Below are 13,083 nucleotides of genomic sequence, written 5' to 3' on the forward strand. Positions count from 1 at the left end.
GGTTGATGGCCACGATTGATCGTTCCAGTCCTCCCGCCGACTGATTCCGTTTTTATGGCAGATCACCTCCAGCTACTTCTTTCCGTTGCCGCCTGGGTTGCCGTTGCCACCGGCATTGCTGTTTCCGTTGCCGCCAGTGCTGCCCTTACCGTTGCCACCGGCATTGCCGCTACCGTTGCCGCCAGCGCTGCCGTTACCGTCGCCACCGGCATTGCCGCTACCGTTGCCGCCTGTGTTGCCGTTATTGTTGCCACCGGCATTACCGTTTCCGCCGGCATTACCCTTGCCGTTCCCACGGGAATCGCGATCGGGTTTGCCGTTGACTGCGTTCCCGTCAGCGTTGCGAATGACAGGCAACGTAGCGCCGCCGGTTGCGGCAACCTCAAAGCGACCGGAAGGATCCACGGTGGTGGATTGCCCGGGGGTGATCTCGACATAGGTGCCGGTATTCGGGTCCTCCACGCTCACCTGACCGCGATCGACCGATACACGGGCCCCAGCGCTCGTGCTTCTCACGACAAACTCCGTGCCCTTGACCACCGCAGCCAAATAGGGCGTGAGAATGCCGAAGTGCTTCACGTCCCGTTTTTCCGCCTCTACGGCGATTTGGCCGTAGTGCTGATGAACGTTTGTGAATTTCTCGCCATTCCGATCAATAATCTGGATCATCGAGTGACCAGAGACGTCTATGGCTTCTGCTCCCCGGGTAAGCGTCACCCGACCGTTTCCCAAAGTCTTGATGTAGCTATCGTCCGAGACGACGTCTCCTCGCTGGAGGGGGGCCCATTCTTTTTCCTGAAGAACGAGCACCGAGCCGCGAAGTCGCTCAGCGACCCAGTCATCCGCGTAAGCGACGGTGTTTGCAAAGCAATGGAAAAGGATGGGAAGTGCTATAGCCATTAGGCGATCATGGTGTTTCAAGTTTTATACGGCAGCCGCCGCCCCCTCATACTTTGCCGACGAGGGTGACCTGCTGGTCGTTAATCAAGGGTTGCGATCATGGGGGCCGCTTGCATCTGCGCAGCCTGATGGTTTCCGGGCTTTTCGTCAGAAAACCGCAGTTTTAACAAAATATGGCTCATGGCAGCTGCGATTCCGTGGATCACCTTCTCAGCGCTGACTCGGACATACGCGGCTTGCGCAGGGCTCCCTGCCGCTCGCCCGCGAGATCTGTCGCTCGTGTTCAAGCAGATGCAATCTTCATTATTTCGGTACGGTAAGTTTACGTGTTGCTGATATCGATTGGGCGCTCACACTGGAGTTGTCTCGTATGTGCCGCCTTCCCATTATCGCGCTTGCTATCAGCTGCCTGTCCGCGCCTGCTCTTGCGCAGGAAGAACTGATCACTGACGAATGCGCCCCGACCACGCTCTTTCAAGCCTTTGGCCTTGAAGACGTTGAGGGCTGCGAACCCGATGGCAGTCTTGGTGATGAAGTCGTCGGCGACGAGGACGCGGTCAGCGCCAACCCGGTGGCCGCCGCTGCCAAATTGCCGGGCAACAATCGTGAAGCCGCACTGGCGCATGCGAACGAGAAAAGCAACGGCGCAGTGGAAGCTGCTCACGAACGGCGCAACGATAATGAGGGCCGCGGCAATTTCGGCAGTGACAATGCTGGTGGACAAGGCGGCGGGCGCCGCTAATTCCAACTAGATATCGGACCGACGACCGGGTTCCTTCGTTCCGCCACGACCTTTTCAGATCGGTCACCGAGCTCCGGCGCCAGTTGGCTTGCTGTGGCTAGCCCCTTGCGAAGAACCTGCGACTCCCGCAATGAAAGCTCCGCTCAGGTCTGTGTTGCCTGAAAGCAGGAGAATACCATGTTAGATACGCCTAACCTTCGTTGGAAGGTCGAGGGCCTAGCCCTCATTGCTGCCTTTACCCTGACCGTACCGCTGGCCAACTGGATGATCGGCAATGTTGGAACTGTCTGCGTTCCGGATGGCCCTTGTCTTGTGCCAGTGGCGCCCGGCCTCCTGGCGCCCAGCGGTGTGCTGGTGGCCGGCCTTGCATTTGTCCTCCGGGATTTTGTGCAACAGCGTCTTGGCGCAATCTGGGCCATCGCCGCCATCGTCGCCGGTGCGGCCATCTCAGCCACGATAGCGCCGCCCGCCCTGGTTATTGCGTCGGCCGCAGCATTTCTTGTGTCCGAACTGGCAGACATGGCGGTTTTCACGCCCTTGCGGCGTCGCGGCTTGCTTCTCGCCGTGTTCGCCTCGAGCATCGTCGGGCTCTTTGTGGATACGCTGATCTTTCTGCAACTTGCATTTGGGAACACTGACTTGATGTGGGGTCAGGTTGTAGGCAAAAGCTGGATGGTGGTACTGGCGTTGCCGCTGCTTCATCTGTTGCAGACACGCCGCACGTCGGCGGCTCCCATTGAGGGAGCACAGGCATGAGCGAGCAACATCTTGGCCTGAGCCAGCTTGGGCGCGACATTTCGGCACCCACTGACCCCACGACGGCCGTGTTGGAACGCGTGCCCAATCCCCACGAGGATACCGATTACCTGACCCGTTTCACCGCGCCTGAATTCACATCAATTTGCCCAGTCACCGGCCAGCCGGACTTTGCCCATCTGGTAATCGACTACGTTCCAGATAGGTGGCTGGTAGAGTCAAAATCCCTCAAGCTCTATTTGACGGCTTTCCGCAATCACGGGGCCTTCCATGAAGATTGCACAGTCGGGATCGGGCGACGTTTGGTGGGTCTGCTCGAGCCGCGCTGGCTCAGAATTGCCGGCTACTGGTATCCGCGCGGCGGCATCCCGATTGACGTCTTCTGGCAGACCGGGGCGCCGCCGAGCCATCTCTGGCTACCAGACACTGGCGTCCCCAGCTATCGCGGCCGTGGGTAGGTTCTGTCTGTTAGTGCGCCAACCAAGGCGAGCGTGCAACTGAACTCGAAAATTGACTCGCAGGGCAGTCTCACAACTTGAGGCTGCCCTGCGGGGTTGGGCAATATTACCAGACCCCACCGTCGTCCACCGGCTCCTCAACCGGTTCTTCGATGGGCTCCGACACGGACCCGCCGCCGGCGTTGCCCACCTTGCGATCATTTCCCTGGTTTCCGTCAAAGCCGGAAATGCCGCTGCCATTGGTGTGGCTTTGGCCCGGGCCTGCCTTGTCAATCAAATCCACAGGAGCAGGCACGTCGCCTGAACCAATGGCCAGTGCGGGGCTGGCGATCGCAATCGCCGCGACGACCGACAGCGCGGAAGACAGAAGAAGAGACTTTTTCATAAACACCCTCATTGGATTTCGGCTCGACTGGGCCGGTCTCGCAGTGTCTGGTTAGACTCACGTACGGTTCCTATTCGAACTGAATCGCTATTGAGATAACTTGCATGCACATGCTCGGGATAAGGGCACGTTGATGCGCCTTCTTGATCTGTTGCCGCCCTTGCTCTAAGTCAGATTGAAGCAGGCTGCCTGCTAGTGTTCTCAGGGCGGGGTGAAATTCCCCACCGGCGGTAATTGTGTCTTTGTGCACATCAGCCCGCGAGCGCCCATCCTTCGGGGTGGGGTCAGCAGACCCGGTGTAATTCCGGGGCCGACGGTATAGTCCGGATGGAAGAGAACCGATGATCGTAGACGCGCGCTTTCCGTTCACCGGACAGCGCGTGCTTGTCGTCATTTGCCCTGGAACGCGTCTTTGGTGACGACGGGACGGGCATGGACGAGAGCGCAGGTTACCCCAATCCAGATCTTCCGCCGCGGCCGATCCTGCGCGCCTTTGCGCGTGCGCTGGATTTGGCGCGGGCCCATGAGGGCGCGACGGCGCCGAATCCGCCGGTCGGTTGCGTGCTGCTCGACGCAAATGGGCAGGAACTGGCTACCGGCGCACATCGGCGGGCAGGCATGCCTCATGCCGAGGCTGACGCCATCAACAAGGCTCGCGCCGCCGGTCTTGCCGACAAAATCGACAGTGTCGTGGTGACGCTCGAACCCTGCAACCACCACGGCCGCACGCCACCCTGCGCAGAAGCCATTCTGGGCACCGGCGCACGCCTGGCCTGGATGGCCTGCCGTGACCCCAATCCCGAAGTCACGGGCGGCGGCGCCGAACGCCTGCGCGCAGCGGGGCTCGATGTGCACTTCTTGTCCGATCTGCACCACCACCCCGAGGCCGCTGTGCTGCTTGGAGAAGCCAACCGGCTGCTCGCGCCATTCGCAAAGCGCAGCCAAACCGGTCTGCCCTTCATCACCATCAAGCAGGCCATTTCCGCATCGGGAAGCATGGTACCGGTTGCCGGGCGCAAGACCTTTACCAGCGCTGCATCGCTGGAACTGGCCCATCGACTGCGGCGTCGAGCCGATGCCATCCTGACAGGCTCGGGGACAGTGCTCGCCGACAACCCCCTCTTTACCGTGCGGCGCGTGCCAGACCATTCGGAAAAGCAACGCATGCTGGTGATTCTGGACGGGCGTCGGCGGGTCACCGAGACCTATTTGGATGCCGCCCGACAGCGCGGATTTGCCCTGCACCTGGCCGATGACGTGCACCACGCCTTGGAAGCGATTGGCGCGGCGGGCGGCATGGAGGTGCTGGTCGAAGCTGGTCCATCCCTGACCACTCATCTGCTCACAACCGGCTTCTGGGACGAGCACCTGCTGATCGAGCAGGCCGCCAATCCCGACGGGACCGACCGGGTGACCGTTCGGCGCAACCTGGCTTCCCAAGCTTATTCACACGGAAAGGAAAAAGATGTTCTCGGGCATCATTGAAAAACGCGCACGCGTCTCTCTGGCCGAGCCCAATGGCGGCTCGCTGGAGATCGAACTTGAGAGCGGATGGGCGGACCTGTCGCTGGGCGAGAGCATTGCAGTCAATGGCGTGTGCCTGACAGTCACCCAATTCGATGGCGCCGGCCGCGCCCGTTTCTTCATCAGCCCCGAAACGCTGGCGCGCACCAATCTGGGTGGCCTGGCCGTCGGCCAATACGCCAATCTGGAGCGCGCGGTAACGCTCGACACGCGGCTTTCCGGCCATCTGGTGCAGGGTCATGTCGACGGACTGGCGCGGCTGGTGGAGCGGGTTGAGGCCGATGGCGCCTACAGGCATGTCTTCGTGCTGCCCGTCGCCCTTGGACGCTATTGCGTCGAAAAAGGCTCCATCGCCCTCGATGGCATCAGCCTCACCATCAATGACCTAGACCAGCGGGATGGGGGCGTTGCCGTGCTGGTGACCATCATCCCCCACACCTGGGAGCACACCAATCTCAACACCCTCGCCATTGGCGACGATCTCAATGTCGAGGTCGACGTCATGGCCAAATATGTGGAGCGCCTATGTCTGCCGTATCTCAAGCCCTGATCCAATTGCGCAATGGCGGCATGGTGATCCTGGTCGATGACGAGGATCGCGAAAACGAAGGCGATCTGGTTATTGCCGCTGAGTATGCGACTCCTGAGGCAATCAACTTCATGGCTCGGCATGGTCGTGGCCTGATCTGCCTGGCGCTCACCGGCGAACAGGTCGACCAGCTTGGTCTGCCCCCGATGGTGGCCAATAACCGGGCCCGCCGCTCGACCGCCTTCACCGTCTCCATCGAGGCCGTCGAGGGGATCACAACGGGCATATCGGCACATGACCGGGCCAGAACGGTTGCGGTTGCCGCCGATCCCGAGGTGCGGCCCGCCGATATCGCCTCGCCGGGGCATGTCTTTCCGCTGCGGGCCGCCGACAATGGCGTCCTGGCGCGCGATGGCCATACCGAAGGTGCGATCGACCTCATGCGGTTGGCCGGACTGCGGCCCGCCGGCGTGATCTGCGAGGTCATGCGGGACGACGGGCAGATGGCGCGGCGGCCCGAACTCGAGGTCTTTGCTCGGGAGCACAATCTTCCCATCCTCACCATAAGGGACATCATTGCCCATCGCCTCGCCAACGAGACTTTGGTGGACGAGGTGGCGCGGTCCGAATTGCCCACCGAACACTCGCCGATCCCGCTGGAGGTGCGCGCCTTCCGCAGCCGGTTGGACGGCACCGAGCATCTGGCACTGATCCGCAATCCCCTGGGGCGCACGCCGTTGGTGCGCATTCACTCGGAATGCCTGACCGGTGATGCACTGGGTTCGCTCAGATGCGATTGCGGGCCGCAATTGCAGGAGGCCCTGCGCCAGATCGCCACCGGTGAGGGCGGTGCCTTGATCTATCTACGCGGACAGGAAGGCCGGGGCATCGGCCTTGGCAACAAGATCCGCGCCTATGCCCTGCAGGACCAGGGGCACGACACGGTGGAAGCCAATACAGCCCTTGGGTTTGCACCCGATGCCCGCGACTATGGCATTGCCGGGCAGATTCTGGGCGCGCTCGGAATCGAACGCCTGCGGCTTCTGTCGAACAATCCGGACAAGGTCATGTCGCTCGAACAGTTCGGCATCGATGTCGCCGAGCGCGTGCCGCTCGAAATCCCGGCCAATCCCTACAACTGGCGCTATCTCGCGACCAAGCGGGACAAGTTCGGCCACACCTTCACCCATCAGGAACATGAGAACCAGAATGTCTGAAATCACACATCGCCTTGCCCTTGTCGTCAGCCAGTTCAATTCCGAAGTCACCCACGGCCTGCGCGATGGTGCACTGGCCTATCTCGCCGAAAACGGCGTTTCGATTGCGCCGGACCACGTCTATTCGGCGCCTGGCGCCTTCGAAATTCCACTTATCGCCAAGCGGTTGGCGCAATCCGGCTTCGACGGCGTGATTTGCCTCGGCTGCGTCATCAAGGGTGATACGGCCCATTTCGAATATATCAGCGAGGCAACTGCCCATGGCTTGATGCAGGCCGGACTTGAGACCGGCAAACCCATCACCTTTGGTATTTTGACCACCTATACGGACGAACAGGCCATCCTGCGCAGCCGCAAGGACGAGCACAACAAGGGCCGGGAAGCCGCTGCGGCGTGTCTGGAGGCTCTCCATACGATTGCGACCATCGCTCGCTAGGCGGTCTCCCATGTTCGCCAGTAGTGCGTGCGGTGAAAACCACCAGTTCGCTGGCGGGCGTTGTCCCATGCCCGATCAATTGCGGGAACCTCCGGCCCTGGAATTTTTAAGCAGGCGGTTCGTCAGCAGCTTCGCAGGATTGAAGCCATCCGTTAGGCCCGTCAGTGATACAGGGACCGGCATGCCCAAGGACGTCATCGAGCCTGCCTTCGATCCATTCTTCACCACGAAACCGTTGGGCCAGGGTACCGGTCTCGGGCTGTCAACGGTGCATGGTTTTGCCGGGCAGTCCGGGGGCACCGTTCGAATCTACTCGGAGCCCAACCAAGGTACAACGGTTTGCATTTACCTGCCTCGCCTCACGGGAGACGGGACACGAGAGGAGATAGAGAACGCGGTGGTCGAAGCCAGCCGGAATAAGGCTGGAAGGTGCAATCCGAGGCTCGCAAGGAGCGATAGCATCGAGAACATTCCTGAAATGTTGCATTGCGGTGTAGCCTCCGTCGCAAGCGGCGCGCCAGTGGTCTGCTGCATGACCGACGGTTCCGAGGTGCCGCCGATAGTTACGGTGCTCGTCATGAAGCGGCACCACATCAGGGCTGGCAATTCTCCTCCTGTCACTCCCTGCATCGGAGAACTGTCGTCGTTGCATACGCAGCCCCCAGGTTCGCCGGGCGTTAACCGTCGCGCTAAAGCGGAAAGCAAAGGGTCTGGCCGATCATGTCTCTCAGCCAAGCATGTGCGGCATCGGGCCCGTGGCGGCTGTGCCAGTATAGCATTACGTCCACTGGTGGCGGCGGAAAAGGAAGTTCGTAGATATCGAGATCGAGCAGCGGGGCAACACGCTCGGCGAAATGTATCGGCAGGTTGCCGATCAGGCCAGCCTCCGCGACCGCCAGGGCCACAGCGTGAAAATGCGGCACTGTCACTGCGATTGCTCGAGAAAGACCCTGCTGTTTGAGCGCATGGTCCACCGTGCCGGTCAAAGAACCATCCATCGACATCAGAACATGTGGCAGCATGCAGAACAGGTCTTCCGGAATGCGCTCCCCGGGCCGCAGACCAGAGTGCGCGACGACTGGATGATCTCGCCGCACGATGGACACCATGCGCGAGCGGAACAGCCGGTGGCTCGCCACCCAATCGGGCATCTCGGACTTCGAGTCCACCGCCACGTCTACTGCCCCGTCCGAGAGGAGACGCGCGACCGCCGAACTGGGGTAATCCAGCATCTGTATCGTTATGCCCGGGGCGCTCTCGCGCACGGCGCGGGCCAGGCCCGGCATCAGCAAGGTCGAGAAATAGTCCGAGCCGAGGATTCGGAAAGCCCGCCGTGCCGTGGCCGGCTCGAAGCTTGCGATGCGGCCCAACGCCTCTTCAATCCCGCGCAACGCAGCGCGGATCGGTTCTGCCAGCTGTTCGGCGCGCGCCGTCGGGACCATTCGGTTGCCCTCACGCACAAATAGCACGTCTCCCGTGATGTGCCGCAGCCGCCCCAACGCCGAGCTCACGGCAGGCTGACTGAGGCCCACCCTGTCCCCGGCGCGCGTCGTGTTCAACTCGAGCATCATCGCGTCGAACACCCGCAGTAGGTTCAAGTCGACGGCCGCCCAATTCATGGCACCAATAACCGAGATACCATCATTCAATTTCCTCGTGACGGGGCCTCATTTTACAAAGCTCCCGTTCTCCGGGCAACGAGGCACGGAGACATCCTCAAACATCGGCATAGCTCCTCCGGCCCAACAGTCACGCCGGCCGGCTCGCTATTGCCTCAACCTGTGGGATCAGGAGAAGACAATGAACAGAAAAACCAGGAATGCGCTCGCCACGGCGGTATTCGCGGCTCTCGTCACCCCCACCGCGGCAGCCGAACAGCCGGCGCTGGCCGAGGGCGAGCCAAGTCTGGCTGCGGTGCGTGCGGCGACCGAGCGGTTTCGCGACGTGAAGGTGGCCTTGGCCGAAGGCTACATAACCGACCCCGGCAATGTTTGCGAAGAGGCCGGAATGATTGGCCGTCCCGCGAGCGAAGGCGCAATGGGAATCCACTACTTCCGCCCCGACCTACTGGACATCACGGCGGCGCCGAACCCCCGAGTGGACGGCGTCGGCACCCATACCGATTTTACCAACCCCGGCGTGCTCATCTACGAGCCGCAGGCGGACGGCACCCTCGAGCTTGTGGCAGTCGAGAATCTGGTCTTCAAGACCGCGTGGGAAGCAGCCGGCAACACCGAGCCACCCACCTACTACGGTCTGCCCTATGACCTGATGCAGGACGATCTGTCCACGGAACTGGACGAAGGCCATATGTTCGCGCCGCACTACGACCGGCATGTCTGGGTTCACCGGACAAACCCAAACGGTGTCTTCGCGCAGTTCAACCCGGAAGCGACCTGCCAATACCATTCCGCCGTCGCCCACGGCCACGGCGGCTGAAACGAACGGCGTCCGACTGCGGGCGCCGGCTCCCTAACACCACAGAAATCACAGGAGAACAGCGATGTACGACGTCGCAATCGTCGGCGCCCGCTGCGCCGGGTCCGCTCTCGCGCTCATGTTGGCTCGTGCGGGCGTACGGGTACTTCTCATCGACCGCACCACCTTTCCCAGCGACACCATGTCCGGTCATTTCATCCAGCCCGCCGGGGTTTCCTGCCTGCGGCGGCTCGGTCTCTATGATGACCTGCGCGGGCTTGGCTTTCCGCCGCAGGAGACGATGACCGTCGACTTCGGCGGGGCCGTGGTGAGCGGTCGCCCCGCACCGATGCCGGACGGAACCGACATCGGCTTCGCGCCGCGCCGCTTCCGCTTCGATCCCATGCTCGCTGATGCCGCCGTTGCGGCGGGCGCCGAACTTCGTGAAGGTACTGGCTATGATGCGCCATTGGTGGAGGACGGGCGGGTCGTGGGGTTGCGCTGCATGCGGAACGGTCGGGCAGAGACTGTTCGCACCCGGCTGCTAGTTGGCGCAGACGGCAAACGTTCGCGCGTCGCCAGGACGGTCGGCGCCGGGGCCTATGACGTCCACCCGGCACAAACCTGCGCCTATTACGCGTATTGGGAAGGGGCCGATGTGCCTTCGGGCCGGATGTTCGTACGCGACGGTCTGTTCGCGGTCGCCGTCCCATGCGGCGACGGGATCACCTTCCTTGCCGTTCAGTGGCCGCACGATCGCTTTGCCGAGATCCGACAGAATATTGAGGCCGCGACACTTGCTGCTATCAACGCGATCCCTTGGCTAACCGATCGGTTCGCTGGCGCGCGGCGGGTGGAACGCTTCATTGGCACCGGCGATCTCGACACGTTTTTCCGCACCGCCTCCGGTCCTGGCTGGGCGCTGGTGGGCGACAGCGGCAACCATAAGGACCCGGTGAGCGCGCAGGGGATGACCGATGCGCTTCTCGATGCCGAACTGCTGGCTGAAGCCGTTGTGACCGGCCTTGGCGGGGCGCGGGATTTCGATGGTTCTCTGGCAGAATTCGGACCCCGGCGCGATGCTCGTTCCCGCCCGATGCACGACGTAACGAGGGGCCTTGCTCGCCTGATGCCGCCACCGCCGGAGGGCTTGGCCGGGATTGCTGCGATGGCTGCCGACCCGATAGCCGCGAGTCGCTTCTTGGGGGCAATGGCCGGGAGCGTGCCCGTTGGCGAGATTTTCGGCCAGCCGGAGCAGGAGCCGGCCGTGGCCTGACGTCAGGTCACCAGAACAGGTGGCGGCGCCCTTGCCGGCGCTGCCGCACCACGTCCTATAGTTCGTCGCCCCAGGCGTTGCGCTGCGGCGTCTATAGCTTCCCGAAAGGCGCGTGCAATCACGTCCGAGGATATGTTGATGGGGTCGCATCCCCTTTCAGTGCTTACTAACGAAGGACGAGTTGTTCGTTGCATCCAGATTGAACGCGCCATGTGGTCTTCGGTTCAGCGCCACACTCAAAGGCAACGGAGGCGTCCGGTGAGACGTTTCTTGTAGATCGGTCATCGTCCAGCGGACGTCGATGACTTCGTCTCTCCAACAAGGAGGTTTCTTATGCCCCTACTTTTGAAAGCCGTCGTAATAAATTGCAGTCTCAAGCCGCAGCCGGGGAAATCGCATACCGGAGCGCTTTTGCAGGCGGTCGAGAAAATCATGAGCAAGAACGAGGTCGAGGTAACCCACATTCACGCTGCCGCACGGCAAATCGCATTTGGGATCTACCCAGACATGACCGAGCACGGCGCCAAGGTGGATGATTGGCCTGATATCTGGAAGCACATAGATGCCGCCGACATTCTGGTCATCGGCACGCCGATCTGGCTAGGCGAGGAGAGTTCGATATGTCGAATGGTGATCGAGCGCCTGTACGCTATGTCGGGCAAGCTCAACGACAAGGGGCAGAGTATTTTCTACGGAAAAGTCGGCGGGGCTGTGATCACCGGCAACGAGGACGGAATTAAGCACTGCGCCATGACCATCCACTACGCCATGAGCCATGTGGGCATTACCATTCCGCCTCAGGCAGACTGTGGCTGGATCGGTGAAGCCGGTCCCGGGCCGTCGTACGGTGATGACATTGATGGCGAGCCAGCCGGGTTTAACAATGAGTTCACCCAGCGCAATACGACGATCATGACTTGGAATTTGATGCATCTGGCGCGCATGCTGAAATCAGTTGGTGGATACCCCAACGAAGGCAATGATCGTAACGCCTGGAAGGCGGGCCAGCGCTTCGACTACGAGAACCCTGAATATCGCGCCTGAGGTAGGGAACTCATTGCGATCGCCTATGCGGACACCCGCCTCTGCTTCGGTCATATCGAACTACGCTGCGCCCGATGCGCGTGTCGTCGCGGCGCTGCAAGAAGCATTTCTGAAAATGCCGGTTGCCCAGATCACCTACTTTGACGGAGATAGAAGAAAGAGCAAACGCGTAATCGAGCCGCAATATCTGCCACCTACCCGGTCTCGTACGTGCTGGCAAACAATCCGAGACGCGGGACCATCCGCACGTTTCACTGCGATCGTTTGCAGCTTGTGCAGCCACACGGACACGTTCAATCGGCGCGGGGCACGCGATGGATCGGGCAACAGCATCTGTAACGAAAGCGGGTCGGGCCGAGACAAACTGGTACGGACTTTCTTGACGGTGGGAGATGCACATGTCAGCGCGACGAGGTTTGGTTATTGCAGCTTTGTCACTGATTTTAGTTGGCTCCAACTCTGCCACGGTAGCGGGCCAAGTCGAATCTTGGGCTCGGGAGGGTTGGAAGACCGACTTCTCCCGGACCCTTGTCGATTTTGATGAGGTCATGTCAGGCGGGCCGCCGCGCGACGGTATCCCTCCGATCGATGACCCCATATTTATTTCAGCACATGATGTGACGGGCATCGACGGTCGCGAGCCGGTCATCCAGTTCCCACTAGAAGGCGACAGCCGCGCCTATCCTCTACGAGTGCTGACTTGGCATGAGATCGTCAACGACGAGATTGACGGACAGCCTGTGGCGGTCACCTATTGCCCGCTTTGCAATGCGGCGATTGTCTTTGACCGGCGAGCAGATGGAAAAACCTTGTCCTTTGGCACGACGGGAAAGCTGCGGCACTCCGACCTGATCATGTATGATCGATCAACCGAAAGCTGGTGGCAGCAATTTTCCGGAGAGGCCATCATCGGCGAGCTTGTCGGCACCGAGCTGAGTATGTTGCCCTCGCGGATTGTGTCCTTTGAGGACTTCCTAAGCGCCCACCCTGACGGACCGGTTCTCGTGCCTAATGACCCTTCGGCCAGGCCCTATGGCAGCAATCCCTATCAAAGCTATGACACTGCCCAGCGGCCCTTCCTGTTCCGCGGCGAGCTGCCCCCAGATATTCCGGCGATGGCACATGTGGTGGTGGTCGAAACTGATAGCGAGCCGATCATTGTCAGCCTCAATCGCCTTCGGCAATCGCCGCTGAAACTTCGGGGTTACAGTCTCTCATACGAAACGGGCGTCGCGTCTGCGCTCGATACCGCCACGATCAGTGATGGCCGGGACATTGGCTCGGTACGCGTGACACGGGATGGCAAGGACGTCGTTCACAACCTGACCTTTGCATTCGTCGCCCATGTGTTCCATCCAGGTGTGGCGATCATTGATGCTGACACGAATTAGGGGCGCG

At 61.2% G+C, this 13,083-nt stretch carries 14 protein-coding genes, 2 pseudogenes and 1 riboswitch; of the genes and pseudogenes, 11 read left to right on the top strand and 5 right to left on the bottom strand.

Going from position 1 to position 13,083, the window contains the following annotated elements; translation table 11 throughout:
* Positions 1 to 72: 72 nt before the first annotated feature.
* Positions 73 to 900 carry a FecR domain-containing protein gene (locus tag GGR20_RS04700; protein ID WP_183310097.1) on the bottom strand — a complete coding sequence of 276 codons (828 nt, stop codon included), beginning with the start codon at positions 898 to 900 and terminating at the stop codon, positions 73 to 75.
* A gap of 322 nt (positions 901 to 1,222) precedes the next feature.
* Positions 1,223 to 1,624: a hypothetical protein gene (locus GGR20_RS04705; RefSeq protein WP_183310098.1), complete on the bottom strand. Its 402-nt coding sequence runs from the start codon at positions 1,622 to 1,624 to the stop codon at positions 1,223 to 1,225.
* 195 nt (positions 1,625 to 1,819) lie between these two features.
* Here GGR20_RS04705 and GGR20_RS04710 point away from each other — a divergent pair, with 195 nt between their 5' ends.
* Both GGR20_RS04710 and queF read left to right on the top strand, forming a co-directional pair.
* Positions 1,820 to 2,398 (top strand): VUT family protein, encoded by a 579-nt coding sequence (locus tag GGR20_RS04710; protein ID WP_157291741.1) that lies wholly within the window; start codon positions 1,820 to 1,822, stop codon positions 2,396 to 2,398.
* The gene (gene queF / locus GGR20_RS04715) at positions 2,395 to 2,856 is read left to right on the top strand and encodes a preQ(1) synthase (protein ID WP_183310100.1); all 462 of its coding nucleotides are present in this window, start codon (positions 2,395 to 2,397) and stop codon (positions 2,854 to 2,856) included. The genes GGR20_RS04710 and queF overlap by 4 nt, the downstream gene beginning before the upstream one ends.
* Positions 2,857 to 2,962: 106 nt before the next feature.
* Here queF and GGR20_RS04720 read toward each other — a convergent pair whose 3' ends face one another.
* Positions 2,963 to 3,241, bottom strand: coding sequence for a hypothetical protein (locus GGR20_RS04720; protein ID WP_183310101.1), 279 nt, complete (start codon positions 3,239 to 3,241; stop codon positions 2,963 to 2,965).
* A gap of 193 nt (positions 3,242 to 3,434) precedes the next feature.
* A riboswitch (FMN riboswitch) is annotated at positions 3,435 to 3,584 on the top strand.
* Positions 3,585 to 3,625: 41 nt separating this feature from the next.
* On the opposite strand from GGR20_RS04720, the gene ribD reads away from it, so the two are divergent.
* From ribD to GGR20_RS04745, 5 genes and pseudogenes are all read left to right on the top strand, one after another.
* Positions 3,626 to 4,726 carry a bifunctional diaminohydroxyphosphoribosylaminopyrimidine deaminase/5-amino-6-(5-phosphoribosylamino)uracil reductase RibD gene (gene ribD, locus GGR20_RS04725; RefSeq protein WP_210283083.1) on the top strand — a complete coding sequence of 367 codons (1,101 nt, stop codon included), beginning with the start codon at positions 3,626 to 3,628 and terminating at the stop codon, positions 4,724 to 4,726.
* Positions 4,707 to 5,315 (top strand): riboflavin synthase, encoded by a 609-nt coding sequence (locus GGR20_RS04730; protein WP_183310102.1) that lies wholly within the window; start codon positions 4,707 to 4,709, stop codon positions 5,313 to 5,315. The genes ribD and GGR20_RS04730 overlap by 20 nt, the downstream gene beginning before the upstream one ends.
* Positions 5,291 to 6,511 carry a 3,4-dihydroxy-2-butanone-4-phosphate synthase gene (gene ribB, locus GGR20_RS04735; RefSeq protein ID WP_183310103.1) on the top strand — a complete coding sequence of 407 codons (1,221 nt, stop codon included), beginning with the start codon at positions 5,291 to 5,293 and terminating at the stop codon, positions 6,509 to 6,511. Before GGR20_RS04730 ends, ribB begins: the two co-directional genes overlap by 25 nt.
* Positions 6,504 to 6,947, top strand: coding sequence for a 6,7-dimethyl-8-ribityllumazine synthase (gene ribH / locus GGR20_RS04740; RefSeq protein ID WP_183310104.1), 444 nt, complete (start codon positions 6,504 to 6,506; stop codon positions 6,945 to 6,947). Before ribB ends, ribH begins: the two co-directional genes overlap by 8 nt.
* Positions 6,948 to 7,107: 160 nt before the next feature.
* Positions 7,108 to 7,344 (top strand): annotated as a pseudogene (locus GGR20_RS04745) (ATP-binding protein); the annotation flags it as partial.
* Here the strand turns inward: GGR20_RS04745 and GGR20_RS19320 are convergent.
* Both GGR20_RS19320 and GGR20_RS04755 read right to left on the bottom strand, forming a co-directional pair.
* Positions 7,307 to 7,445, bottom strand: a pseudogene (locus tag GGR20_RS19320) (BA14K family protein); the annotation flags it as partial. The pseudogenes GGR20_RS04745 and GGR20_RS19320 sit on opposite strands and share 38 nt — an antisense overlap.
* Before the next feature lie 191 nt (positions 7,446 to 7,636).
* The gene (locus GGR20_RS04755) at positions 7,637 to 8,596 is read right to left on the bottom strand and encodes a LysR family transcriptional regulator (protein WP_210283084.1); all 960 of its coding nucleotides are present in this window, start codon (positions 8,594 to 8,596) and stop codon (positions 7,637 to 7,639) included.
* Between the two features lie 151 nt (positions 8,597 to 8,747).
* Here GGR20_RS04755 and GGR20_RS04760 point away from each other — a divergent pair, with 151 nt between their 5' ends.
* The 4 genes from GGR20_RS04760 to GGR20_RS04775 all read left to right on the top strand — a co-directional run bounded on the left by GGR20_RS04760 (position 8,748) and on the right by GGR20_RS04775 (position 13,076).
* Positions 8,748 to 9,386, top strand: coding sequence for a hypothetical protein (locus GGR20_RS04760; protein ID WP_210283085.1), 639 nt, complete (start codon positions 8,748 to 8,750; stop codon positions 9,384 to 9,386).
* Between the two features lie 64 nt (positions 9,387 to 9,450).
* On the top strand, positions 9,451 to 10,641 hold the full coding sequence (locus tag GGR20_RS04765) for an FAD-dependent oxidoreductase (protein ID WP_183310107.1): 1,191 nt from the start codon (positions 9,451 to 9,453) through the stop codon (positions 10,639 to 10,641).
* A gap of 333 nt (positions 10,642 to 10,974) precedes the next feature.
* Entirely contained in the window at positions 10,975 to 11,685 is a 711-nt protein-coding gene (locus GGR20_RS04770) for a flavodoxin family protein (protein WP_183310108.1), read from the top strand.
* 398 nt (positions 11,686 to 12,083) lie between these two features.
* Positions 12,084 to 13,076 (top strand): DUF3179 domain-containing protein, encoded by a 993-nt coding sequence (locus GGR20_RS04775; RefSeq protein ID WP_246349450.1) that lies wholly within the window; start codon positions 12,084 to 12,086, stop codon positions 13,074 to 13,076.
* Positions 13,077 to 13,083 lie beyond the last annotated feature (7 nt).

The organism is Devosia subaequoris (assembly GCF_014197055.1).
Lineage (GTDB): Bacteria > Pseudomonadota > Alphaproteobacteria > Rhizobiales > Devosiaceae > Devosia > Devosia subaequoris.